This is a genomic window from Streptomyces sp. NPDC017991 (genome assembly GCF_044328075.1).
In the GTDB taxonomy this organism is placed as follows: domain Bacteria; phylum Actinomycetota; class Actinomycetes; order Streptomycetales; family Streptomycetaceae; genus Streptomyces.
Genome location: NZ_JBIRGP010000011.1, coordinates 60,987 through 85,761, shown reverse-complemented (window position 1 = coordinate 85,761; position 24,775 = coordinate 60,987). Strand labels below are relative to the sequence as shown.

17 protein-coding genes, 4 pseudogenes and 1 riboswitch are annotated in these 24,775 nt (G+C 71.1%); of the genes and pseudogenes, 5 read left to right on the top strand and 16 right to left on the bottom strand.

Going from position 1 to position 24,775, the window contains the following annotated elements; translation table 11 throughout:
• Positions 1 to 13 precede the first annotated feature (13 nt).
• The 4 genes from ACH4DZ_RS29405 to ACH4DZ_RS29390 all read right to left on the bottom strand — a co-directional run bounded on the left by ACH4DZ_RS29405 (position 14) and on the right by ACH4DZ_RS29390 (position 4,718).
• Positions 14 to 931: a YceI family protein gene (locus ACH4DZ_RS29405; protein ID WP_398290407.1), complete on the bottom strand. Its 918-nt coding sequence runs from the start codon at positions 929 to 931 to the stop codon at positions 14 to 16.
• Positions 932 to 1,113: 182 nt separating this feature from the next.
• Entirely contained in the window at positions 1,114 to 2,586 is a 1,473-nt protein-coding gene (locus ACH4DZ_RS29400; protein WP_398290654.1) for a beta-1,6-galactanase, read from the bottom strand.
• A gap of 177 nt (positions 2,587 to 2,763) precedes the next feature.
• Positions 2,764 to 3,819, bottom strand: coding sequence for a maleylacetate reductase (locus tag ACH4DZ_RS29395; RefSeq protein WP_398290653.1), 1,056 nt, complete (start codon positions 3,817 to 3,819; stop codon positions 2,764 to 2,766).
• Positions 3,820 to 3,842: 23 nt separating this feature from the next.
• A complete protein-coding gene (locus tag ACH4DZ_RS29390; RefSeq protein ID WP_398290406.1) occupies positions 3,843 to 4,718 on the bottom strand; it encodes an intradiol ring-cleavage dioxygenase in 876 nt (291 codons plus the stop codon).
• Positions 4,719 to 5,104: 386 nt separating this feature from the next.
• Between ACH4DZ_RS29390 and ACH4DZ_RS29385 the strand changes: the two genes are divergently transcribed.
• Together ACH4DZ_RS29385 and ACH4DZ_RS29380 are read left to right on the top strand one after the other, a co-directional pair.
• Positions 5,105 to 6,952: a helix-turn-helix domain-containing protein gene (locus tag ACH4DZ_RS29385; protein ID WP_398290404.1), complete on the top strand. Its 1,848-nt coding sequence runs from the start codon at positions 5,105 to 5,107 to the stop codon at positions 6,950 to 6,952.
• A gap of 207 nt (positions 6,953 to 7,159) precedes the next feature.
• Positions 7,160 to 8,227, top strand: coding sequence for a LacI family DNA-binding transcriptional regulator (locus ACH4DZ_RS29380; RefSeq protein ID WP_398290403.1), 1,068 nt, complete (start codon positions 7,160 to 7,162; stop codon positions 8,225 to 8,227).
• Between the two features lie 114 nt (positions 8,228 to 8,341).
• Here ACH4DZ_RS29380 and ACH4DZ_RS29375 read toward each other — a convergent pair.
• The 3 genes and pseudogenes from ACH4DZ_RS29375 to ACH4DZ_RS29365 form a co-directional block, all read right to left on the bottom strand.
• A pseudogene (locus ACH4DZ_RS29375) lies at positions 8,342 to 8,869 on the bottom strand (cell wall anchor protein); the annotation flags it as partial.
• A 314-nt stretch (positions 8,870 to 9,183) separates the two neighbouring features.
• Entirely contained in the window at positions 9,184 to 10,080 is an 897-nt protein-coding gene (locus tag ACH4DZ_RS29370) for an Ig domain-containing protein (RefSeq protein ID WP_398290402.1), read from the bottom strand.
• A gap of 17 nt (positions 10,081 to 10,097) precedes the next feature.
• Entirely contained in the window at positions 10,098 to 10,493 is a 396-nt protein-coding gene (locus ACH4DZ_RS29365; protein ID WP_398290401.1) for a hypothetical protein, read from the bottom strand.
• A gap of 411 nt (positions 10,494 to 10,904) precedes the next feature.
• Here ACH4DZ_RS29365 and ACH4DZ_RS29360 point away from each other — a divergent pair.
• A pseudogene (locus ACH4DZ_RS29360) lies at positions 10,905 to 11,942 on the top strand (RNA polymerase sigma factor); the annotation flags it as partial.
• Between the two features lie 84 nt (positions 11,943 to 12,026).
• Here ACH4DZ_RS29360 and ACH4DZ_RS29355 read toward each other — a convergent pair.
• The 7 genes and pseudogenes from ACH4DZ_RS29355 to ACH4DZ_RS29325 form a co-directional block, all read right to left on the bottom strand.
• Entirely contained in the window at positions 12,027 to 13,100 is a 1,074-nt protein-coding gene (locus ACH4DZ_RS29355) for an MsnO8 family LLM class oxidoreductase (protein WP_398290400.1), read from the bottom strand.
• Positions 13,090 to 14,300, bottom strand: a pseudogene (locus tag ACH4DZ_RS29350) (RNA-guided endonuclease InsQ/TnpB family protein). Before ACH4DZ_RS29350 ends, ACH4DZ_RS29355 begins: the two are co-directional and overlap by 11 nt.
• Before the next feature lie 175 nt (positions 14,301 to 14,475).
• Positions 14,476 to 14,602: pseudogene (locus tag ACH4DZ_RS29345) on the bottom strand (LLM class flavin-dependent oxidoreductase); the annotation flags it as partial.
• A 15-nt stretch (positions 14,603 to 14,617) separates the two neighbouring features.
• Complete coding sequence (locus ACH4DZ_RS29340) at positions 14,618 to 15,709, bottom strand: LLM class flavin-dependent oxidoreductase (RefSeq protein ID WP_398290399.1); 1,092 nt, start codon at positions 15,707 to 15,709, stop codon at positions 14,618 to 14,620.
• The gene (locus ACH4DZ_RS29335; protein WP_398290398.1) at positions 15,706 to 17,106 is read right to left on the bottom strand and encodes an NtaA/DmoA family FMN-dependent monooxygenase; all 1,401 of its coding nucleotides are present in this window, start codon (positions 17,104 to 17,106) and stop codon (positions 15,706 to 15,708) included. Before ACH4DZ_RS29335 ends, ACH4DZ_RS29340 begins: the two co-directional genes overlap by 4 nt.
• Before the next feature lie 19 nt (positions 17,107 to 17,125).
• Positions 17,126 to 18,427 (bottom strand): LLM class flavin-dependent oxidoreductase, encoded by a 1,302-nt coding sequence (locus ACH4DZ_RS29330; protein WP_398290397.1) that lies wholly within the window; start codon positions 18,425 to 18,427, stop codon positions 17,126 to 17,128.
• 76 nt (positions 18,428 to 18,503) lie between these two features.
• On the bottom strand, positions 18,504 to 18,671 hold the full coding sequence (locus ACH4DZ_RS29325) for a putative leader peptide (RefSeq protein WP_398290396.1): 168 nt from the start codon (positions 18,669 to 18,671) through the stop codon (positions 18,504 to 18,506).
• A 268-nt stretch (positions 18,672 to 18,939) separates the two neighbouring features.
• A riboswitch (SAM riboswitch) is annotated at positions 18,940 to 19,087 on the top strand.
• 253 nt (positions 19,088 to 19,340) lie between these two features.
• Here ACH4DZ_RS29325 and ACH4DZ_RS29320 point away from each other — a divergent pair.
• Positions 19,341 to 20,129, top strand: a complete 789-nt coding sequence (locus ACH4DZ_RS29320; RefSeq protein WP_398290395.1) for a glutathione S-transferase family protein — start codon at positions 19,341 to 19,343, stop codon at positions 20,127 to 20,129.
• Positions 20,130 to 20,227: 98 nt separating this feature from the next.
• Positions 20,228 to 20,785 (top strand): GNAT family N-acetyltransferase, encoded by a 558-nt coding sequence (locus ACH4DZ_RS29315; RefSeq protein ID WP_398290394.1) that lies wholly within the window; start codon positions 20,228 to 20,230, stop codon positions 20,783 to 20,785.
• A 46-nt stretch (positions 20,786 to 20,831) separates the two neighbouring features.
• Here ACH4DZ_RS29315 and ACH4DZ_RS29310 read toward each other — a convergent pair whose 3' ends face one another.
• Positions 20,832 to 22,355 carry a C40 family peptidase gene (locus ACH4DZ_RS29310; protein WP_398290393.1) on the bottom strand — a complete coding sequence of 508 codons (1,524 nt, stop codon included), beginning with the start codon at positions 22,353 to 22,355 and terminating at the stop codon, positions 20,832 to 20,834.
• A gap of 480 nt (positions 22,356 to 22,835) precedes the next feature.
• On the bottom strand, positions 22,836 to 24,740 hold the full coding sequence (locus tag ACH4DZ_RS29305; protein ID WP_398290392.1) for a LamG-like jellyroll fold domain-containing protein: 1,905 nt from the start codon (positions 24,738 to 24,740) through the stop codon (positions 22,836 to 22,838).
• Between the last annotated feature and the right edge of the window lie 35 nt (positions 24,741 to 24,775).

Below are 24,775 nucleotides of genomic sequence, written 5' to 3'. Positions count from 1 at the left end.
GAACCAGCGACAGCTACCCCGGCGGCGTAGGCGTGTCATGTGTGCGGTACATCGCCTGGACGTCCAGCTCCAGTTGGACCGTCGGGCCGACGACAGCGATGCCCCGCGCCAGCATGGAGCGCCAGTTGAGCGTGTAGTCCTCGCGATGCAGCTCCGCCTTCGCCAGCGCAGCGCACCGCAACTCCTCGCCGTACCCCCCGTTCACCGTGCCGAGATACGTCGTGTCCAGCGCCACCGACCGGCTCACCCCGTGCATCGTCAGTGAGCCGTGCACGGTCCACCTGCTGCCGCCGCGGTACGCGAACCGTGTGCTGTGGAAGTCGATGTGCGGGAACCGTTCGACGTCCAGGAAGTCCCCGGAGCGCAGGTGGCCGTCGCGTGTGCGGTTGCCGGTGGTGATGCTCGACGCGTCGATACGGACGTGCAGCCGGGAGTCGGCCATGTCCTCGGCGATCTGGATGCCGCCGTCGAACCGCTCGAAGCGGCCGTGCACATGGGCCATGCCGACATGCTTGGCGATGAACCGGATCGCCGTGTGGGGCGGGTCGAAGAGCCAGGTGCCGGGCGCCGGCAGCTCCAGCCGCCTGGCGGGCTGCAGGTGGATCGGTTCCCCGGGGGCGGCGGGTCCGACCTCCACGTCGACCGTCTCGTGGTGCGGGTGCAGACCCTCGGCGGCGATCATCAGGCTGTACCGGCCGGGCGGCAGCGCCGCGAGGAAGTAGCCGTACGGGTCGGTGGTGCCGCGGGCGACGACCCGGTGCGTGTCCAGCGCGGTGACCGTCACGTCGGCCGCGCCCATCGGCTGGCCCATGGGGTCGACGACCTCTCGGCCGATGGCACCCGCGCCGGTCGGGAGGGGAAGCGAGACGCCCGTCGCGCCGGCACCGGAGGCCCGCTCCCGCCGTCGGCGCCGAAGCAGTGCGAGGCCCATGGTGTTCACCTTTCTTCACCTGCGTCAGAGCTTCGGCGAAACGGCACGGAGCTCATGCCGATCCTGGACCCGGACGCGTGAAGGCGGGTGTCTCACTTCGAGACACCCGCCCTCCCGGGGCGACGGCACCACCGCCCTGGTCAGTGCGTCCGGGCCGGGACTGTCCGTCCGGGCCGGGACTGTCACACGGTGACTCCGTCGATCTCGAAGGTCTGTACCGAGCCGGCGGCGAACGGCACGCTCAGGCTCTTGCCGTTCAGATAGGTGTCCGAGCGTGCGGTGTAGAGGTCGCCGCTGCCGGAGGTGAGCGTGTTCCAGCGCCGTACGAGTCCGCCCGTCCCGCCGGTGACCGCGGAGAAGCGGGAGAGGTCGAAGGTGAGCGTCTGCGCGGCACCGGAGTTGACCGCCACGACGACCAGGCGTTTCTGCGTCGCGTCGTGGGCGGCCACCGCGTATCCGGCCCCCGTGTCGATGATGGTCATCCCGGGGCGGATGTGCCGGCTGAACTGGGCCATCACGTAGTACTTGGTCTGCACGGTCGTCGGCTGCAGCGTGCTCTGGTCGTACGCGATCATCGCCCAGCCGGTGGACGGGTCCATCACCTGCCAGTAGACCCAGGCGGTCGGGTGGAGCCAGCGGAAGTCCAGGCACAGGTTGTTCGCCAGGGTGAGGCCGGTGCCGTCGCTGTCCCCGGTCTCGGAGTTCCAGAGCTTCTTGCCCGCCGTCGTGACGACGTCCGAGTGGAGGAGGTCGCGGCGGCCGGCGGAGCCCTGGTAACCGTGCACGTTGACCTGTCCGACCAGGGCCTTCGTCGAGGCCCCGAAGGAGTTCCAGGTCGTACGGGCCAGGTCGTAGCTCGTCTCGTCGGACGCCGAGAGCCTGACGCCGGACAGTCCGCGGGAGTTCAGCTCGCTGCGCATGTACGGGAGGACGGCCGCCTGGACCGTGGCGTCCATGTGGCAGCCCTCCTGCGTGCCCGTGGCGGTCCACCAGCTGGACGAGGGCTCGTTGAACGGGTCGACGGATCCGAAGTTCACGCCCCAGTTGTTCTTCGCGTACAGGGCGACGGCGGCCAGGTGGGAGGCGTGCTGGCGGTAGTTCCAGGACTGGAGGTTGTTGCCGCCGCCGGACGCGCCGGAGGGGTTGTGGTTGAGGCACATCCACCACATGGGCGAGTTGGCGAACAGCTCGGAGACGGCGCCTCGCTGGGTCGCCTTGACCAGTGCGGCGCGCTGGTTGGCGTCGGCCGTCCAGTCCCAGGCGGTGGACGTGGGGTCCTCGTTGTTCCAGTCCTGCCAGAAGCCCTCGATCTGCTTGAACGCCGGGATGTTGGGCGAGGCGGCCATGCTCTGGCCGCCCACGCTGTTCGGGCTGCACGCGCCCAGGTTGTAGCGGGCGATGTTCATTCCGAGGCCGGGCAGGGTCCTTCCGCCGTACGCCACGGACTTGGTCGTGAAGAAGATGTCGGCGAAGTCGTCACGTGCGCCGAAGACGTTGGCCCACCAGGCGAGGGAGGTGCCCCAGCCCTCCCAACGCCCGTAGCTGGTCGCGGGGTTGACCGCGATGGTCGCGTCGGCCCGGGCGGTGCCTGTCGCCAGCGCACTGCCCAGCAGCGTGCCGCCCGCCGCCGCAAGCAGTGATCTGCGCTTGATCATGGGGTCTCCTGTCGCGCTCATGCCACAACCTGCTTGAAGAATGAGGCGGCCACAAACGGTTGTCGAGACGCATGACAGCGCTTTCTCTTTCGATAGCTTGCGGAAGCCGACGGTTGGCTTGCGGGCCACCCGTGTCCCACGGGCCACGGGCGCCCCGGCCTCACCCGCAGCCGTACGTCAAGACATGGAGGAGGTCGCAGCCGTGCGCGGTGCCCGGCCCGCGTACGCCGCCTCCAGCACGGTCAGCGCGTCCTCCGTCGTGACAGCGCGCGGATTGGCGTACGCCTGCCCCGCGACCAGCTCCGCCGCCACCCTCAGATCGGCCTCCGTCAGACCGAGACCGGCGAGGGAGCGGGGTGCGCCGAGGTCTCCGGCGAGGGTCCACAGGGCGTGCGGGGCGTCGTCGGTGTCGAGGGCACGGTTCAGGGCGACGACCGCGGCGGGCACGGCCGGGGCGTTGAACGCGAGGGCGTACGGGAGGACCACCGTGTGCGTCCCGGCGTGCGGGAGGCCGAACGTCCCGCCCAGCACATGGCAGAGCTTGTGGTGCAGGCCCATGGTGGTCGCGCCCAGACAGGAACCGCAGAGCCAGGCCCCGTACAGGGCGCGGCTGCGGGCCTCCGGGTCCGCCGGCTCGGCGGCGATCGCCGGGAGCGCCGAGGTCATCGCCCGTACGCCCTCCTCGGCCAGCAGGGCGATCAGGGGCGAGGTGTCGGGGGCGTACAGCGCCTCGACGGCGTGCGCGACGGCGTTGACTCCGCTGGTGACGGAGAGCGGTACGGGCATGGAGAGCGTGAGTTCGGGGTCGTACACGACGCTGCGCGGGAGGACCGACGGGTCGCGGCCGGTGCGTTTGGCGCCGTGCTCGGTGAGGCCCCAGACGGGGGTCATCTCGGAACCGGAGTAGGTCGAGGGGACGGCGATCAGCGGGAGGCCGGTGCGCAGCGCGATCGCCTTGCCGAGGCCGATCGCCGAGCCACCGCCGACCGCGACACAGCCGTCGGCGCCGGTCTCGCGCGCGACCTCGACGGCCCGGTCCGCGACCTCGGCCGGGACGTGCATACGGGCGTGGGCGTGCACGCCCACGCAGAGGTCGCCCAGCGAGTCCGCGACGGCCTTGGCCGTGTCCGCGCCGCGCGCGCCGGACACCACGAGCACCCGTCGCAGCCCGAGCCGTTCGGCCTCGCCGGCCGTCGCGGTCACCGAGGCGCCGGGCCGGAGGACTACCCGCATGGGCTGTGCCTCGTACGAGAAGTTCACGCGGTCCGCTCCGGGGTCAGTACGAGGTCGAAGCGGGCGTGCCTGAAGGGGTTCGGGACGCCGAACTCCCTTGCCAGGGCGGGATCGTCGGTTTCCGTGAAGTCCTGGACCAGGCTGCGCTTCACCGCGAAGACCGCGTCCGAGTCGAGGTAGTCGCTGCCCGCCACGAAGATGTGCGTGGTGACCGGGGTGTGCCCCTCGGCGCCGGCGATGAAGTGGATGTGTGCCGGGCGGTAGGGGTGGCGCCCGGTGGCACGGAGCAGGTCCCCGACCGGGCCGTCGGTCGGGATGGGGTACGGGCTCGGCACGCAGGTGCGGAAGTGGAAACGGCCCGCCGCGTCGGTGGTGAAGAGGCCGCGGCCGTTGCCCGCGGGCTGGACGCCGGGCTGCTGCACGTCGTAGAACCCGTGGGCGTCGGCCTGCCACACGTCGAGGGCCGCTCCGGGCAGCGGGGTGCCGTCCTGGGACAGCACACGGCCGCTGACCACGCACGGTTCGCCGCTGCCCACGAGGTCGATGTCAGCGCCGAGTTCGCGGACGGGGGACTCGGTCAGGTGGAAGGGCCCGAGGACGGTGGACTCCGTGGCGCCGGGGGCGCGGTCGGCGTTCAGGGTCTCCACCAGCATCGACAGCCCGAGCACGTCGGAGAGGAGGATGAACTCCTGGCGGGTGTCGGTGCACGTCTGTCCGGTCGCCGTCAGGAAGCCGATCGCCCGCTCCCACTCCTGCTGGGTGAGGCGGGTCTCGCGGGCGAAGTCGTGCACATGTCGGATGAGCGCGCTCAGCACCTCGCGCAACCGCGGATCGGTATCCGCTCCGAGGCTGCCGACAGCCTCGTCGGTGACCGTGTCCCCACCGGCATCGACACTCATGACGACTCCCACCTCGCGTTTCCAGGATCCCGCCAAGTATCGCCCCGCCCCCACCTCCCCCGAGCCCGCCGCGCCTGCCCCCACCCACTCCGCAAGGGGCGCGGGGAACTGCACGCCCAGCCACGCCACGGCGTCCGAACCCGAACCCAACCGCGCCTGCCCCGCCCCCCAAGGAGCGCGGGGAACTGCACGCCCGGCCACAGCGCACCCGCACCCGCCCACGGCCCACGCCCCGTCGCGTCGCGTCCGAGGGCAGAAGCAACCGCGCCCAGCCCCGTAAGGGGCGCGGGGAACTGCGCGCCCGGCCACAGCGCACCCGCACAGCCCCACGGCCCACACCACCCCTTGTTGTCCCTTCAACAACACCGGGTACCGTGGGCAACGCCGTGACCACCGCAAAAGACTCCCCCGCCCTCCCCACCGCTCCCGCCCTCACACCGCTCCGCCGGGCGCGCGAGCGGTTCCTGACGGGGCTCCCGCTGCCCGACGACGTACCGACCGAGGTCGCCGCCGCCTGGCGCCGCGCCCGCTTCTTCGGCGTACCGCACGATCTCACGGAGCCCGCCCGGCCCGCACCCCCGGCGGGTTCCGCCCTGCTGACCGCCGCCCGGCCGGTGCTCGAACGGCTGGAGCCCCCGCTCTCCTCCGGGCAGTCGGCCGTGGTCCTCACCGACGAGCGCCTGCGGGTGCTGTGGTCGGGCGGGAACGCCCCGCACGACGAGAGGTGCCCCGACCTGTCCGAGCGCGAGGTCGGGCACAACAGCGCGGCACTCGCCCTGCGCAGCAGGAGCCGCGCCGAGGTGCACGGTCCGGAGCACTTCCTCGACCTGTGGCAGAACGTGTCCGCCGTGAGCGTTCCGGTGCTGGCGCCGGAGAACGGCCGGATCCTGGGCACGGTGACCGTCGCGTCCGGCCTGTGCGCCGAGCGCTCGCCGCACCCCGGGGCCGCCCTCGCCGAGGCCACGGTGGCGGCCGTCGAGGCGGAACTCCTCACCCGGTCGCGCACGGCGGAACGCGTGCTGCTCGACGCCTACCAGCAGGCCGCCGCCCGGCCGGGCACGGCGGTCGTGGCGCTGGACGGGCGCAACCGCCTGCTCAACGAGACGGCGGCGGGACTGCTGCCACCGTCGGCACTGGAGGCGCTGGAGCGAAGCACCGCGCCGAACGGGCCGAACGGGCCGAACGGGCTGGACGAGCCGCACGCACCGAATGCGCTACACGAGCCGCACGGACCACCCGGACCGCACGGAACGCACGGACCACCCGATCCGGCCGCGTACGCGCTCACGCTGCCCGACGCCGCCGGTACCGCGTGGATCACGCAGGTACGCCATCGGGGTGCCGTCATCGGCGTGGTCGCCGTCGTCGAACCGCCCGTCGGACCGCCCGCACGGCCCGTCGGACCGCTACGCGTCGCGCTCGCCGGGCGTTCGGTCCCCTGGCGGCACGCGACGAGCCGCGCGGCGGAACTCGCACGCTCCCTCGAACCCCTGCTGCTGACCGGCGAGCGGGGCACCGGAAAGGCGTTCCTGGCAAGGGAGTTGCTGGCCGCGCGCGGCGGACCGGCCCCGCTCGTCGTGGACGCGGCGGCACGGCCGGCCACAGGCGCGATCGACGGCTGGGCCAATACGTCGGCCGACGGCCGGACCGTGACGTCGGTCACCGACCGCCCGCTCCTGCTGCGCCACGCCGAGCTGCTCGCGCAGGCCGATGTCGCCTCACTCAACTCCCTCCTCGACGCGCACCCGCACGCGCCTCTCCTGGTCACGTACACGCCCGGCACTCCCCCGGGCCCCTGCCTCCAGCGGCTGCTGGACAGCCTGGCCGCCCGCTCGGTGGCGCTCCCGGCGCTGCGTGAACGCCCGGACGACATCAGGGAGTTGCTGGCGGAACTGACGCCGGGCCCCGCGCCGGGCGAGCCGCCCCTGACCTGGACCCTGGAGGCGCTGCACGCCCTGGAGCGGCACCCGTGGCCCGGTAATGTCGCCGAACTCGCCCATCTGGTCCGGTCGTTGGCCGCAAGGCGGACCGTCGGACCGGTGCGCCGGGCCGAACTGCCGGACCCCGTCCGGGAAGGGCCCCCGGCACGGCCGCTGAGCCCGATGGAGCACGCCGAGCGCACCGCCGTCCTGGAGGCGCTGCGCAGTCACGGCGGCAACAAGGCGCGTGCGGCGGCGGCACTGGGCATCGCCCGCGCCACGCTGTACCGAAAGCTGCGCGCTTACCGGAGCTGAACGCGGCGGCGGCACCACCCGCCCCGCCGGCTGAACCGTCCGGGACCTCCTGGTCCCCCGACACATACCCGACCCCGACCCGCCCCGATCCGACCCGATCCGACCCCGGCTCCGACCCCTCCCCTCCGCCCTCCCGCGCTGCTAGCCTCCCGCCCGGGAACCGGTTGCCGAAAGCGTTGCCGCACTTCCCCGGGGGAGAGGCGAGCCATGACGAGGAAACCCGCCGGCGACAACGGCGGCCGGAGCACCATCCGGGACGTGGCGGCACGCGCGGGTGTGTCGGCGTCCACGGTGTCGCGCGTGCTGGGCGGCGACTACCCGGTGAGCGCCACGACCCGGACCCGCGTGATGCGGGCGGTCCGCGAACTCGACTACGTGGCCGACGCCCGCGCCAAGGCCATCGCGGGGGCGGGCACCCCGACCCTCGCCTTCGTCCTGGACGACATCACGGGCCCGTCCTTCGCGCACATGGCCCACGGTGTGGAGCGCGAGGCGACCCGGCTCGGCCATCTCTGTCTGGTCTGCAGCACGGACGGGGACGCGGACCGGCAGCTGGAGTTCATCGAGATGATGCGGGCCCAGCGCGCCGCCGCCGTGATCCTGGTCGGCGGCACCGCGGACACCGCCGAGTACCGCGCACGCATGGCGCGTATCGCCGACTCGCTGGCCGCCGCGGGCTCCCGGCTCGTACTCTGCGGCCGGCCGCCGCTGGACCCGGGCGCTCCGGTGACGGTCATCGAGTACGACAACGAGAACGGGGCGTTCGCTCTCTGCGCCCATCTGCTGTCCCAGGGCCACCGCCGTGTCCTGTTCCTGGGCGGCAAACCCTCCAACACCACCGCCCAGGGCCGTGAGCAGGGCTATCTGGCGGCCCACCGGGCCCGGGGCATCGACCCGGACCCGGCGCTGCGCCTCTTCGGCGACTTCACCCGGGATTCGGGACATCGCCTCATGCGCCAGGCCCTCGCCCGGGAACTGGACTTCACGGCGGTGATGGCGTCCACCGACATGGTGGCCTCGGGGGCCCTGACCGCCCTGCACGAGGCGGGCCTGTCCGTTCCCCAGGACGTCTCCCTCGCCGGTTACGACGACATCCCCTTCGCCCGCGACCTGAACCCGCCGCTCACCACGGTCCACGTCCCCTACGAGGAACTGGGCCGCCTGGCGGTCCGTACCGCCCTGACGCGCACCCCGGACGCCCCCGACGAACACCTGCTCCTGGGCACCCACGTGACGGTACGGGCCTCGGTGGCACCCCCGGCGCTCCATGCGTGACCGCACGCCGGACGCCGGGCGCCGGACGCCGGGAGCCGGGAGCCTAACGAGCCCAACGTCGGCTGTGAGGCGCTTACTTGGCGTAGAGCAGCGTCCCGAAGCCGAGCTGGTCGAAGCCGCCGCTGTTCCGGCCTTCATGAACCGGTTGTTGTCGTGGCCGTACAGGTCGTCGCCCTGTGACCACGCCATCTCGCAGAAGGCACCCAGTTGCCCCATGCCCATCATGGTGTGGCCCTGGTCGCGTCCGCTCTCCTGCCACTGGGCGAGGCCCTGGGCGTCGTACAGGAAGGGCACGGCGTGGGCGAGGGAGCCGTTGCCCGCGCCGCTCTTGAAGTAGGTGACGGCCTGGTCGTACTTGGCGGCGTCGCCGCGGATGACCGTGGCCGTCGGGCGGGGTGTCCAGCCGGCCGCCGAGTGGGGGTTGGCGGTCAGCCGGTTCCAGCCGGACAGTCATGGCTCGTCGCCCGCCGCGACCCGGACCTTGGCGCGGTTGAGTTCACCGTAGGCGTGCAGCATGCCCGGGTGGGTGAAGGCCGCCGGGGCCGCCGCTGCCCTGCCGCCGGTGAGGGCGGGGACGGAGGCGCCGACCGCGAGTGCGGCGGTGAGACCTCCGGCGGTCCTGAGCAGCCCGCGTCGGCTCACGTTCGTATCGGATGCACCGGATGTATCGGATGCACCGGACGTGTCGGTTGTACCGGACGTAGCGGTTGTACCGGATGCTTGGGGGAGGTGCCGGTGGGGGGATGTGCGGCTCGCCATGTGCGTCTCCAGTCCTTTCCGGTTCTTCGAGACGATGTCGGCGGGACGACGGGCCGCAGGCGGTCGCCGCCACCCGCCCCGAGATGCCGCTCTCCTCCTGCGGGCCGGTGACGGAGACCGTGTAGTAGTACGTGCGATCCACGTGGATGTCTCGACCGGTGCGGGACGAAGGACATCGGGCGCGGCCCGGTTTCTCGTCATGGGCTGTGCACGGTGAGTTCGAGGGGCTCGGTCGCGGTGCCCACGGCGTTGGTGGCCGAGACGGTGACCGTGTGGTCGCCGGGCATTTCGGGGGTGCCGGAGATCAGACCCGTCGCCCGGTCGACGGCCAGGCCTTTCGGCAGTCCTTCGGCGTCGAACGAAGTCGGCAGCGCGCTCGCGGTGATCAGATGGCAGAAGGCGTGACCGCCGACGGCCGTCGCCTCGCCCGCGCCGGTGATCGCGGGTGCCGTGGTGGCGGCGGCCGTGGACTCGTCGAGGAAGCGGAGGTCGTGCACGTGCTCGCCCGCGAACATCGGCACCATGTCCGTGGTCAGGAACCACCCCGGCTTCCTCATCGCGTCGTGGACGACCGTGCCGTTGACGGTCAGATATTGGAAGGTGACGTTTTTGACGGGCCGTTGGGCGTCGTAGCCGGTCAGGATCGCCGTGCTCGCACGTGTGCCTTCGTACGTCAGGTCGCGCACGTACACGTCCTCGACGCCCCGGCCGGGCGCGGTGGTGTAGCGGTTGGCCATGACCCGCATGTTGATCAGCTGGCCCCAGGTGAAGTCCTCCACGCGGACGTCCTGGATCCGGACGCCCCTCATCAGGTTGTTGTCGCCGGGGTTCAGGGCGAAGCAGCCCTGGTACGGGATCTGCGGTTCGCGGTGCTGGAGGACGTCGATGCCGTCGCCCCACCGCCCGGAGCTGTAGGCGTGCAGGGCGCGGACGGTGACCTGGCGGGACTGCCCGATGGCGCAGGCGTAGCCGGACCGCGGGTCGAGGACGAGAACGCCGTCGATCTCGATGTTCCTGGAGAACGCGACCTTGATGCCGCCGTCCGAGCCCGAGATGACCCCGCGGCCGGTCAGCCGGGCGTTCTCGGCGTTCACGAACTCGACGCGGGCCTTCAGTACGGATTGGCGTGCAGGTGGAGGTTGTCGTGCAGGTCGGCCTCGACGGAGAGATCGCGCGGCTCGGTGAGGACGAAGCCGACGGTGTCGCCGCTCACCTCGTACGGGATGCCGTACGAGAGGGGGCGGATCCGTGCGGAAGCGATGGCGCCCTTGGACGAGGTGACCTCGACCTGCACCGTGCCGGTGAAGTCCAGGCAGGCGACCGAGGAGCTCCTGACGACTGCGGCACCGGTCCGTTCGTCGACCGGTCCTGGTGCGGGCCCGCAGGACGGGCACCGCGTGCCAGTCGCCGCCGGGCGTATGGCCTTGACGGAGAAGGCGGCATTGCGCGGCAGTCCGTCCGGGACGGGGTGCACCACGAGCCGGTCGGTGCCGTGGACGTCGGGCATGGCGGGTCCTTGTCCGGGTGGGCGGGAGCTCGGCCGGAAGGGATGCCAACCGGTTGCCGTCAGCGAGTGGGCAGAGCTTCTTCCCTAGCTGACCTTCCGTCAAGGGCTTGCGTGGACTTTCGAAAATTACCGGCGCAACCGGTTGCCGAGGCAGCCGCCCGGTTCGACGCTCTCGTCGCACGAGCGGTGCCCCACGAAAAGGCCACAAGGCGGGACACATGAAACGTCCCGAAAAGCAACCGCACCGAACACGTGATACATCTCACCCGAATTTTGCAGTAATTCTTAGCCGTCTCCGACCGCTCGGGCGGGTGTACCTTTATGAGCGGAAAGTGGAATGACGAGAATGTGGGGGTTCAGAGGGCCCAGAGGTCCTGGTTCACGTTGGTTGACATTGCTTGAGTGTGCGCGGGGACTGAGGCCCGGGAAGAGATGCTGAGCGCGATGGAGACAGACCACCAGGAGCAGCCGGCCCTCGCGCTGTCTCCGGACGACGAGTCCGACGCCCCTGAACCCGTGCTCACGTCCGACGGAGCCTCGGTCGACCAGGTGCGCGACTACCTGAAGGTGATCAGCCGTGTCCGGCTCCTCACCGCCGCGCAGGAGGTGGATCTCGCCAGACGGATAGAGGCGGGTCTGTTCGCCCAGCGCAAGCTCGACGAGGAGCGCGGTCTGGATCCCCTGTTCCGGCGGGAGCTGACCGCGGTCGCCGAGGACGGTCTGCGGGCGAAGTCCCACCTCACCGAGGCGAACCTCCGGCTTGTCGTGTCCATAGCCAAGCGCTACACGCGGCGCGGGCTCAACTTCCTGGACCTGATCCAGGAGGGCAACACGGGCCTGATCCGGGCCGTCGAGAAGTTCGACTACGTCAAGGGATTCAAGTTCTCGACCTACGCGACCTGGTGGATCCGGCAGGCGATTTCCCGGGCGCTGGCCGATCAGAGCCGCACCATCCGCATTCCGGTCCACGCGGTGGAAGCGATCAACAAAGTCGCCAGACTGCGTCGGGAATTGCTGCAGGAACTGGGCGTCGAGCCCACGGTGGGGCAGATCGCGGAGAAATTGGATCTACCCGTCTCCAAGATCGTGGAACTCGACACCTACATCAAAGAACCGGTTTCGCTGCATATGCCACTGGGCGAGGAGGGCGGCACCGAACTCGGTGACGTGATCGAGGACAGCGAAAGCGTCTCCCCCTTCGACGCGGTGTCGTTCCGTCTCCTCAAGGACACCATCCAGACCGTCCTCTCCGCCATGACCCCGCGCGAAGCAGGCATCATCACCCTCCGTTACGGGCTGCTGGACGGCCAGGCCAAGACCCTGGAGGAGATCGGCCAGGTCTACGGGGTCACGCGTGAGCGCATCCGGCAGATCGAGTCCAAGACGATGTCGAAGCTGCGCCACCCCTCCCGCTCGCAGGCACTGCAGGACTACGTGGGCCTGGGCTGAGCCCCGGCCACCCGGCCGCCCGCCCGCGAGCCCGCCGCGGGCGAGCCGGCGCCCCCCCATCTCGGCCCGCTCACCTCGGCCCCCTCACCTCCGTCGCCACTCCTGCGCCAGCAGTTCGTACGACCTGCCCCGGTCGGCGTGGTCGTGGGTGATGGTGGTGATCAGCAGCTCGTCGGCGCCGGTGGCCTCCCCCAGCTGTTCCAGCTGACCCGCGACCCGGCTCGGGGAGCCGACGAACTGCGTGTCGACGCGGTCCTGGACCAGCGCCCGGTCCGCCTCGGTCCAGACATGGGCGCGGGCTTCCTCGGGTGTGGGGAAGGGAATCGCGCCCTCGGCCGTGCGGATGCTGCGGACCCAGGGACCGTATCCGGCGGCCAGTTCCCTGGCGCTCTCGTCGTCCTCGGCGACCACGACGTCGGCCGAGACGCTCACATACGGCTTGTCGAGTACGTCGGAGGGCTGGAACGCGGCCCGGTAGGCCTCCACCGCCTCCAGTACGGTCCCGGGGCTGACGTGGTAGTTCGCCGCGAACCGCAGACCTCTCCGGCCCGCGACCTCGGCGCTCTCGCCTCCGCTGCTGCCCAGGATCCACACCTGGACGTCGGCGCCCTCGCCCGGGACCACATGGGCCTCGACGCCGTCCGCCGACCGGTAGGTGCCCGCCAGCAGCGCGAGGATGTCGTCGATCTGCTCGCCGTACTCCTGCGACTCGGCGTTCGGCTGCTTGAGCAGCGCCAGCTGGAGGGCGACGCGGGGTGAGCCGAGCAGGTGCGCGAAGGAGAACTTCGGGGGGATCGGCAGGCCGTTGGGCGCCCGGCCGTCCACGACCGGGGTCGCGTCCGGCAGCGGCTCGACGGGTCCGCCGGGCGGCCGGCCGCCGGAGCGGCCCAGACCGAGGTCGAGGCGCCCGGGATGCAGTGCGTCGACGAGCCCGAACTCCTCCACCGTGGACAGGGCGGTGCGGTGCCCGAGTTGTACGGCTCCGGAGCCGAGCCGGATCGTCGAGGTCGCGGACGCGGTGAGCGCGAGCACGACCGCCGGGGAGGTCCCGGCCACCCCGGGGTTGAGGTGGTGCTCGGCGAACCATTGACTTGTACCTCGTGCTGAAGCACGAGGATTCTGGCCTTCTCGACTTGTTGCTGTACCGCTACGCGGCACGGGGCTCGGCCGGGAATCCGTGACTTCCTGTTTCTTCACGCTGAGCCGGGATTACTCCCGGTCTTACCGGCGCTCCGCAGGCCGATACCGCCAGTCCGGCGGCCGTCTTCACATTTTTCGCGGCGTTGATGTCCCGGTCGTGGACCGCGCCGCAGGCGGCACACGTCCACTCCCGGATGTTCAGGGGCTTGGGCCCGTCTTTGACGCCGCAGGTGGAGCAGGTCTGACTGGTCGGTGTGAACCGGCCGATCCTGACCAGAGTCCGCCCGTACCGCTCCGCCTTGTACTGGAGCATGTTCACGAACGACGACCATCCGGCGTCGTGGACACTCTTGGCCAGCCTGGTGCGCGCCAGCCCCACCACGGACAGGTCTTCCACGGCGATCCCTTGGTTCTCGGAGATCAGCTTGGTGGAGAGCTGGTGGTGGAACTCGTGGCGGGCGTCGGTGACCCTGGCGTGGGCGCGGGCGACCCTGAGGCGGGCTTTTTCGCGGTTCTTGCTGCCCTTCTGTTTGCGGGACAGTTCCCGCTGGGCCTTCTTCAGCTTCTTCTCCGCGCGGCGCAGAAACCGCGGGGAGTCGATCTTCGTGCCGTCGGACAGAACGGCGAAGTGCGTCAGGCCCAGGTCGATGCCGATCGTGTGGTCGGTGGCGGGCATCCGCCCGGCATCCGCCTGTGGGTCGGTGTCGATGACGAAGGAGGCGAAGAACCTGCCGGCCGCGTCCTTGATGACGGTCACCGAGGTGGGGGTGGTGGGCAGCGTGCGGGACCACTTCACCTTCACCGCCCCGATCTTCGGCAGGTTCAGCCGCCCACTGTCGGTGATCTTCCAGCGGGCGTTCGCGGTGAACCGGATCGACTGCCGGGCATCCTTGCGGGACTTGAAGCGGGGCGCACCGATCCTGGGCCCCTTGCGGAGGCGAAAAAGTTGCGGTACGCGGTCTCGGCGTCGCGCAGGGACTGCTGCAGGACGACCGCGGAGACCTCGCCCAGCCAGGAGCGTGCGGTGGTCTGCTTCGCCTGGGTGATCAGGCGGGTGGACAACTCGGCGGCCGTCGGGAACGCCGCGCCCGCCTTGCGTGCGTCCTCGCGGGCACGTACCGCGTCGTTGAACACGACGCGGGCGCACCCGAACGCCTGCGCCAACGCCCTCTGCTGGCCGGGGTCCGGGTACACCCTGTAGACGTACCTGAGCTGCATGCCGAACACACTAGACACGTCGAACGCACACCGTCATGACGGAACATTCGTACGAACCCTCACCGCTCCTACAGTAAAGTCCGGCTCCGCCGGAAGGACACCGCGACGCTCCGCGTCGCAACCATCAGATTCGCTTCACCACCGGGCTGAAGCCCGATGCGCTGCGAATGAATCCGGTAGCGGGAGTAGCCGAGCCGTTCGGCCCGCCGGGCCAGGTCGATGGAGTTGCGCAGCGCCTTCGCCGCGGTGGAGCCGGACGACACCGGGACCAGGTCGAGGACGCCGAGAGGGATGTCTGACATGTGTACGGGTTCTCCTCAGCGGTCGGCGGCGACGGGTACCGGCGTGGGTCCGGCCTGCACCGGGCCCCAGGGGAACGGCGGGTCGGGGATCTCGCGGCGCAGCACCGGGGCGATGGCCGACTGGAAGAGAGCGAGCGAGTCGCGGTGCTGAGTGTCCGTCAGACCGCCTGCGTCCGCGTGGAGATGGAGGACGGTGTGGCCGAACCGCTCGTGGTAGCGGTGCACCTTCTCGATGATCTGCTGCGGGCTGCCGATCAGGGCCGAACTGCGCTCCACGAAGTCCTCCAGGGTGGGGAAGACCGGTTCGAGGCCGAGCCGCTTCTGGAACGCCGACTGCCCCTCGAAGACGGGCCGGTAGGCGCTGATCGCCTCCTGTGAGGTACGGGCCGCGTAGTAGCCCGCGGTTCCGGCGCCGACGGCGATACGGGCCGGGTCATGGCCGTGGTGTTCCCAGCGTTCGCGGTAGTACCGGATCAACTCGGCGTACGGCTCGATGGGGTTGGAGACGTTCGCGGAGAAGAGCGGGTCGCCGTAGCGGGCGGCCAGGTCGACGGACTCCTTGCTCGTGGCGCTGCCGTGCCAGACGCGGACGGGCTGCTGGAGGGGTCTGGGCCACACCTCGGCGTCCACCAGTTCGGGGCGGAAGCGGGTCGCGGCGGTCACCTTGTCCTGTCTCCAGAGCTGCCGGAACACCTCGTAGCTCTCGGCGTTGCGGTCCCACTGGTCCTCGGGCGTGACGTGGAACAGGTCGCGCTGGGCGGCCCCGTTGCCCTTGCCGATGATCAGTTCGAGACGGCCGCCCGACAGGTGGTCCAGGGTCGCGTAGTCCTCGTACGCGCGGACCGGGTCGAGGAGGCTGAGGGTCGTCACCGCGGTGAACAGGCGGATCCGGGAGGTGAGGGCGGCGATGTGGCTGAGAACGACGGGCGGTGAGGAGGAGATGAAGGGGCGCTCGTGCCGCTCCCCCACGCCGAAACCGTCGAAACCCAGCTCCTCGGCCAGCAGGGCGTTGTCGAGGACCTCGCGGAAGCGGTCGCCGGTGGACTTCTGGATGCCGGTCACCGGGTCCGGCGCGTGCACGATCAGGGTGATCGCAAGGAACTTCACGAGGCGACCGCCCGCTCGCCCCGCGCCGCGGAACCGGACCGGGCGGCGGGCCGGGCCAGTCCCAGGTGGTCGCGCAGGGTCGTGCCCTCGTAGTCCGTACGGAAGACGCCGCGCTCCTGGAGCAGCGGGACGACCGTGTCGGCGAAGGCGTCGAGGCCGCCGGGGGTGATGTGCGGGACGAGGATGAAGCCGTCGCTCGCGTCGGCCTGGACGAACTCGTCGATGGTGTGCGCGACCGTCGCCGCCGAGCCGACGAAGGCCTGGCGGCTGCCGGTCTCGATGACCAGGTCGCGGATGGACCACTTGTTGGCCGCCGCCAGCTCGCGCCACTCGCGGGCGGTGGCCAGCGGGTCGCGGTACATGCGCACCTGGGCCCGGCCGCGGGCGAGGGTGTGCTCGCCGAGGTCGGGGTCGATGTCGGGCAGCGGCCCGTCCGGGTCGTACGCCGACAGGTCGCGGTTCCAGACGAATTCCAGGTGCTTGAGCGCGGTCGCCCCGCTGACCTGCTGCCGGCGCACCTCGCGGGCCAGTTCGGCGGCCTCGGCGTCCGTGTCGCCCAGGACGAAGGTCGCGGCGGGCAGGATGAGCAGCTGGTCGGGGGTGCGGCCGTGGCGGGCCAGGCGGCCCTTGACGTCCGTGTAGAAGGCCTGGCCCTCCTTGAGGGTGGCGTACCTGCTGAAGATCGCGTCGGCTCCGGCGGCGGCGAACTCGCGGCCCTCCTCGGAGTCGCCGGCCTGGAAGATCACCGGGCGGCCCTGCGGGGAGCTCGGGACGTTGAACTGCCCCTCGATGTCGAAGTGCTGTCCCTGGTGGACGAAGGCTCCCGCCCGAGCGTCGCGCAGGAACGTGCCGGACTCCTGGTCGGCGACGATCTCGTCCCCGCGCCAGGAGTCGAAGAGCTCGTTCGCGGTGGCCAGGAACTCCTTGGCCCGGGAGTAGCGCTCCTCCTGCGGCAGGAAACCACCGCGGCGGAAATTCTCGCCGGTGAAGGCGTCCCAGGAGGTGACGACGTTCCAGGCGGCGCGGCCGTCGGAGAGGTGGTCGAGGCTCGCGAACTGCCGTGCCACCTCGTAGGGCTCGTTGAAGGTGGAGTTGATGGTCCCGGTGAGGCCGAGACGTTCGGTGACGGCGGCGAGCGCGGACAGGATCGTGAAGGTGTCGGGGCGTCCGACGACGTCCAGGTCGTAGATCTTGCCGCCCTGTTCGCGCAGGCGCAGGCCCTCGGCGAGGAACAGGAAGTCGAACTTGGCGCGTTCGGCGGTGCGCGCGAAGTGCGCGAAGGAGTTGAAGTCGATGTGGCTGCCCGCCTGGGGGTCACTCCACACGGTGGTGTTGTTGACGCCGGGGAAGTGGGCCGCGAGGTGGATCTGCTTGACGGGCTTGCGGGGCTCGCTCATGTTCGTGGATCCTTCCGGCTCAGGCGGTGGTGACGGCGTCGGCTGCGGCCTCGGGGGCGATGGCCCCGGAGGCGGCTGCGTAACGGTTGGCCGGGCGTTCGAGTCCGAGCAGTCCGCGCAGGGTGTCGGCCTCGTACACGTGCCGGAACACGCCGCGGCGCTGGAGTTCGGGGACCAGGCCCCGGGTGATCGCCGGGAGGTCGTGGCCGACGACGGCGGGGCGCAGCCGGAAGCCGGTCAGCCCGACCTCGCTCAACTCCTGGAGCAGGTCCGCCAGTTGGGACGGAGTGCCGGTGAAGATCCGGGCGTCGCTCGTGTACGGATAGCCCGCGAGGGCGTCGAGCCGCTCCTTGCGGGCCACGGCCTCGGCGGGGTCGTCGTCCAGGAACACGACCAGGTCGCCGAAGAGGTGCAGGGGCTCCCCCGCCCGCCCGGCCGCGTCCTGTTCGGCGCGCACCGCGGCGACGATCGCGCCGGCCTGCCCGGCGTCGTGCGGAGTGACGAACCCGAGGTCTGCGGAGCGGCCCAGCAGCCGGAACGGCGCACCGGTCACGGTCTCGTGGGCGAGCGCTCCGACGGGCGGCTGCCCCTGCGGGGGCCGAGGCGTGATCGAGGGCCCCTTGACGCTGAAGTGCGCGCCCTCGAAGTCGATGTAGTGCAGCTTCTCCTGGTCGACGAAGCGGCCGGTGGCAACATCCCGGATCTCCGCGTCGTCCTCCCAGCTGTCCCACAGCCGCCGGACCGCTTCGACGTAGTCGGCCGCCTCGTCGAAGAGGTCGACCGTCAACTCCTGTACGGCGGGGCTCTCCAGGTCCTCGATACGGAACGACGGGACCGTACGGCGGCCGAAGTGCGCGGCCTCGTTGCAGCGGGCCGACACCTGGATCCGTACGCCTGCACGGCCGGTGCTCACATAGTCCAGCGTGGCGATGGCCTTCGATATGTGGAACGGCTCCGTGTGCGTGGCCACCACGGTAGGCAGCAGTCCTATGTGGCTGGTCAGCGGCGCGACCCGGGCGGCGATGAGGACGGCGTCGAGCCGGCCGCGGACCTGGTCGGTCCGTCCGTCGGGCTCGGTGAAGTGCGAGGACTGGAGGCCGAGGGCGTCCTCGATGGTCACGAAGTCGAGCAGACCCCGTTCGGCCTCGGTGACGAGGTCCGTCCAGTAACCGGCGGTGAGCAGGTCCCGGGGGCGGGCCACCGGGTCGCGCCACGCGGCGGGGTGCCAGCCGGCTCCGTCGAGCGCTACGGCGAGACGCAGGGCGGGGGTAGAGGGCAGGGCGGGGGAAGTGGGCAGGGCAGAAGGAGGTACTGACGACACGACGGGGGTGCCTTCCTGATCGACCGTGGAGGAAGCCGGCCCTCACCGGAGGAGGGCGGGGCCGCGGAGGTACGGGTCAGGGACGACAGAGCGCGCCGGCGACACGCAGCAGGTCGATGTGCTGCCGCGAGTACAGGCGGACGCGGCGGCGCGGAGTGAGCTTGGGGACACGGAGGCGGGGTACGGGGCGCGGTCGCACGTGCGTCACCTCCGTCCTGCGGCTCGTCTGCTCGTCGACGCTCACAACAGTACGGCTGTTCCTTTTCTTCCGGCAGTCCGAAATTGATCTCGGCGGTTCCCTGGGCGAACGGTGCGTTGTCGGGTGCGGGTCGGTGAGGGCTGAGCGCGCAGTTCCCCGCGCCCCTGGGGGGCGAGGGCGAAGCCCCGCCTTCAAGGGGCGCGGGGAACTGCGCGGCCGGCCCCCACCGACCCGCACGGGACACTGCCCACCTGTTGAGACGTCGTCTCGGCGTCTTGACGACCTCACTCAGCGCGCCGACACTTGCGGGGACGGTCACGATTGTCAGCGCCCGTCGGACGAGGTCCTCCTCCGTCCGTGCGGTCATCGGCCCCGGCCCGCTGACAGGCAACCCTTCCACCGCGACGGGGTGCCCCGGGTGACGACCGGGTTCCGCCGGTGCGGCGGGACAAGCGTGGTCTCGCCTCGTGCGAGCCCCGACCGGGACGGGTGGGAATTGCCCAGGAACGGCTTGACGAGGCGACTGCACATCGATCTGTTGCGCGTCTCCAGCGCTTACTAGTTCGCTGCCGGTTCACCCGGTCCCTGCGGTCCGCCCGATCCGGACCGTCGGCCCGTGGACCCGCCGGACGTGCACGACACAGCGCAGTCACTCCGTTTCGCCACTGGTGCCCACAAGGCGGCCAGGGCTTCCGCGATTCCCTCTGGAGAGCCATGCCCGAGACAGTTTCCCGCGGTTCGAGCACAGGTACCTTCGCGACGGCCGCACGTACGGCCGTCACCGGCACGCCCGCCTGCGGCACGGTCGCACCGAGCGCGACCGCACGTCCGCACCGCTTCCGCGGCCGCATAGGTGTCGGCCTGGCCGGCGGCTTCTACCCGGCGCCGCACCGCTATCAGCTGTATCTGTCCGAAGGCTGTCAGCGTTCGCTGCGCGTCTCGATCACCCTCGCCCTGCTGGGACTTGAGGACTCGACTGCCACCACCGTGCTGACCCGCCCCGCCGAGACGCCCGATGCCTTCGCCTCGCTGCGCCGGGCCTACGAGGCGACCTGGCACCACTACGACGGCCCGCTCACCGCGCCCGCGCTGTGCGACCGGTGGAGCGGACGCGTCGTCAGCAACCACACGCCCGACATCCTGCGCGACCTCGCCGACCTTGCCGGACTCCGGGACGAGGAGGCGTCCGGCCCGCCCGCGCTGCGTCCACCGGCCCTCGCCGCCGAGATCGACGCGCTGCGTGAACTCCTCGCCCGGGACGTCACACCGACCTCCCAGCCCCCTGCCCGGGCGGCGACACTGACCCTGCTCGATCATCAACTGGCCTCCAGCCCCTATGTATTGGGGGGTGCGATCACGGCCGCGGACGTGGATCTCTGGGTGGCGCTCACCCACCCGGACACGAATGACGGCGCCCGGTCCGCGTACCCCCACCTGGATCGGTACGTCCGGCGCCTCGGCCTGCACCCGGCCTTCCGGGGCAGTGGGCGGACGGCGCTCTAGAAGGCTGCCGGGCGTCATTGCGAACGCGGTGTTTCCGTTCTGCGAACAGGGGGCCCGAGCCGACGACACGCCTCCTCCGCCGGTGTGAGCATGTGCGCATGATCAAGGGAGAAGTCAGGGAAGAAGCCCGCAAGGAGACCGGGGAAGAGACTCGGGCCGCCCGGCGGGCACCGGTGGTCCGCTGGGTGACCGAGGAGTGGGACGCCCCGGCCCCGGCCCGGCTGCGGGAGCAGATGTCCGCCGAACTGGCCCCGCGCTACGCGCCGGTCGAGCACCGGCGCGTACGTGCGCCGCAGCCCGCCGCCGAGGAGATCGTCGTCACCTGGGTCGCCTACGCCGACGACGTGCCCGTGGCCACCGCCTCGCTGCGCAGGCTGCCCGACCGGCACGAGGTGAAGCGGGTGTTCGTGCACGGCGACCACCGCGGCCGGGGTCTGGCGCGAGCGGCCCTCGCGGCGGTGGAGTCGACCGCGCTGAGTCTCGGCGTCGACCGGCTGTGGCTGCAGACGGGCGCGCTCCAGCCGGAGGCCCGGGCACTCTATGCGCGGGAGGGCTGGCAGGAGGTGCGGCCGTACGCCCCGTACGACCGCAATCCGTTCAGCGTCTGCTTCACCAAGGCACTCACGAAGCCGGCGGAGACGCCACAATCACGCTGACTGCTGGCTCCTGGCTCCTGACCTTGGATGGGCCCGCAACGGCCCCTCAGGCAGGGCGGATCACACTGTGGATCGCCGCCTCGCCGGCCCAGTAGATCGACTCTTCGCGGATGGCGACGCCCGGGCTCGGTGCGTGGATCATCATGCCGTTGCCCGTGGCGATGCCGACGTGTCCGACCTGTCCGCTGAAGAGAACCAGGTCACCGGGTCGGATGTCCGCGACGGGGACCATCGTGCCGGCGGTCGCCTGGTCCTGGACGGAACGCGGGAGCACGACTCCGGCGACCTTCCAGGCGGCCTGCGTGAGACTGGAGCAGTCGTACGAGCCCGGTCCCATCGCGCCCCATACGCACGGCTTGCCGATCTGAGCGCGTGCGAAGTCGACGGCCCTGGCGCCCTGTCCGCCGTACCCGGGGTCGGGCGCGGCATAGGTGGGCGTGCCATAGGCGGGCGTCGCATAGGCGGGGGCGGGCGCTCCGTATGCGGGGTTGGCCGCATTCTGCATGTCGAGGGCGACTCCCGTGGCGATGGGCGTGCTCGCGTCGACGTACATGCTTGTGTCGGTCTGCTGGGCACCGGTGTACGGGGCACCGGCGTACTGGTCGACCCCGAGGTACACGCCGTTGCCGATGCTCTGGTCGGCGACGGCACCCGCTCCCGCGGCGGGTATGCCGGGTATGCCGGCGTAGGTAGCCGTTCCGGCGTACATGTCCGTGCCGGCGCGCATGTCCGTACCGACGGCCGGCTGCTGCCACGCGTCCAGGCCGGTCGCGGGCGCGCGATAGTTCTGCGTCTGGGCGGCAGGGCCCCAGGCGCCCTCGATCGCCTGGAAGGGCTGCAGTTCCGCGACGGGTGCGCTGCGCCGGGCCGTATGTCCGGCCAGCAGGTCACGGGCCTGTCCGAGCTTCCGCTGGTTCCGCCGTTTCGAAGTCCGCAGCGTTTCCTGCGACGGTCCGCCGGACGGTCCGGGCAAGGCATTCTCGGCCGCCTGGCGCTGCGCCGGTACGGCCGGCAGCGCCGTGCCGGGGCCGGCGGTCAGCTCGGCGACGGGCCTCGCGGTCAGTTCCGCGACGGGGCCTGCGGCACCGGGGCCGGCGCTCGGGCCGGCGGTCAGCTCCAGGACGGGCCGGTCGGAACCCTCGCGCCCGCCGCGCCCCTCACGGCCGCCGCCGCTCGGACGGCCGCCCGAATCGGCGGGCCGGGACGCGGCGGAACCCCGGTCCGGCATCCTGTCGGGCGGCAGCACCGCCGGGAAGACGGGGCCCAGCTGCGAGCGGCCCACGTCGAACCACTGCTTCGCGACGTCCGGCAGCGGGGCGGCGGCATCGGCGGCTCCGCCCCGGCCGCCCCTGTCCCCGGACGCCGGCTTGACGGTGTCGCGCGTCGCGGTGCTCATCGCACGGGTCGCGTTGAAGTTGCCTGTGGCGTTCTCGACCCGGTCGTAGAGGTTGGTGATCCGCTGCTGCACTTCCTCGCGACTGGGTTCGTCGCTCCGCTGGGCGGGAATGCCCGCAGGGGTGAACTGGTCCACGGATGCGGGGGCCGCCTTCACGAGGGCGGAGCGGGACATGCCGGGGAGGCCGGTGCCTCCGGGGCGCTGCGTTCGTTCCGGCGCGATGGGAGACGACTCCTTCCGTGCACCGCCTGCCGGGTCGACCGTCGGGTTCGGGCGGGCGGTTCCGAAACGCATGCCCTACGGCCTCTGTCCGCTGGACAGTTGGGCCGATTCACCCTGGAAGTCGACTGGACCTCCGGCTCCGGCCGCCACGAGGGCCGGTCGGATTCGGCGGAGACCGCGCGACCCGGCGAGGTTCACCGGAGGGAGTCGTACGGCCCAGCCGTCAACTTAGCCAACTTGTGTGTCTCGCGTGAAGATTGAAGTGCGAAGTGTCCGATATGTAATTGTGACCTTCGTCGTACCCGAAGGTGACCTTGGACCTTTGACCACCTCACCGCGACCGCCCTGTCACTCGCGGTTCACCCGGGCACTCGCCTCGCAGAAGCCGCTCCTCAAGACCGAGGCGTTCAACTCGTGAAGTGCGACCGCTGGTTACGCGTACGGCGTGAGGAACTCGTGGACGGACAAGGCCCGGTTCACGATGCGGGTGTCGCCCATCCAGCCGTAGAAGCCCTGCCCGAAGCTCTCGTCGAACTGGGTGGCTCCGAGCACGAACGGCTTGCCGAGGGTGGCGATGCCGGTGGACGGCTGCGATGGATTGCGGGCGATCTTCGAGCCGTCCACGTACATCACCGTACTGCGGCCGTCGTTGACGAGGGCGATGTGCATCCAGCGGCCCACGGGCACCGCGTGGCTCCACGACGTGGGGTCGGCGTCCTGGCGCTGCGGATAGACCACGAACTGGAGGAACCGCTCGGGTGACAGGTTGAGGCTGCAGGTGGGTTCCAGCGGCGACCAGCCCGTGGTCTTGCCCGCGTCCCCGTTGCGGCCCTCCCAGCTGAGGATGCCCATCCAGGAGTGGTCGCCCTCGAAGGGCTCGGGCAGCCTGATGAAGGTCTCGATGGTGTAGCCGCGGAGGAACTTCTCGCTGTTCAGGGCGGCTCGGGCGGCGGTCGTCAGGATGGCGCCGCGGTCCGGGCTCTTGCCGCCGTCGAAGCGGAGACTGGCGTGCGCGGGCTGGCCGGGGTGGTGGTCGGCCGACCAGGTGAGCGCGTCGGACCCGGTCGAAGCCAGCCGGCTGACGGCCAGGTCGTTCCCATTGCCGGTGAGGTCGCGTACGAGGGCGCCGTCCGCGACGGGCTTGCCCGCGGTGCCGCCCGCCGAGGTCCCGGCGGCGTCGAAGCGCCAGTACGCGACCGTGCCGCGCGGCATCACCGCGGAGGCGGGCCGCGGCTTAGGCACCACGACGGGGGCGAAGCCCTCGAACCGCTCGTCGAAGTCGATGTCCAGGCTGAACCGGTCGGCGTCACCGGTCAGTTCGATGGTCTCGGCCTCCAGCGGCGACCGCTTCCCGGGGTCCCTGGCCAGGAGCCACGGCGAGAAGGTCTCGACGTCGATGACACCGCGGACCAGGTCGAAGCCGTACGTACGGATCATGCCGGCGCCGCCGTAGTAGCGGTCCTGGTAGTTGGTGATGTGGACGTGGACATCGTTGTCGGAGTCGTTGCGCAGGACCGTGCGGCCCGGCGGCCAGTAGTGGCCGCCCAGCGCCAGGAAGATCTGGTCGTTCGCGCGGATGAGGCCGTCCCACAGGCGCTTGCCGTTGTCCGACAGCTGCGCCTTGCCGTCGTCCTCGGACCAGGCGATGTCATGGGTGGTGAGGACGGCGGGCAGCGTGGGGTGCGCGTCGAGGACGCCCTGCGCCCAGGCCAGGCCCTTGTCCGAGATCCGCCAGTCGAGGGCGAGGACCAGCCAGGACCGGTCCGCGGCCTTCAGCACGTGGTACGTGTTGTAGCCGTCCGGCGAGGCGCCGCGGTAGGTCGGCATGGACTGGTAGCGGGCGGGCCCGAAGGCGGCGAGGTACGCGGAGTCGCCCCGCTGGTCGTCCCCGGAGGCGATGTCGTGGTTGCCCGCCAGGACGCTGTAGGGCACCTTGCCGTGGATGGTCCTGAAGGTGTCGGCGGCGCGTTCGATCTCGTCCTCGGTGCCGTGCTCCGTGACATCGCCGAGGTGCGTCATGAAGGCGATGTTCGCCTCGCCCCGCTCGGCGACCAGGTGGCGGAAGGCCTCCCGCAGCGGGGCGGGGTCGGTGCTGTCGGCGTCGAAGAGGTACTGCGTGTCGGGCAGGACGGCCAGGACGAACCGCGGGCTCTGCGGGTCGAAGCGGGCGCCGTGCCCGGCGGAGGCCGAGGCCTGGGCGTCGGCGGAAGCCGAGCCGGCGGCGGCCTGCGCGGACGCATCGAAGGCGGCGACAGCCGCGCCGGCCACGGGAAGGGCTGCCGCGACGCGCAGCAGCGCGCGTCTGTGCAGGGGATTCTGGGGTTCTGCCGCAGTCATGGACACTCCGTAGGACAGGACCGGACGGGGACCGG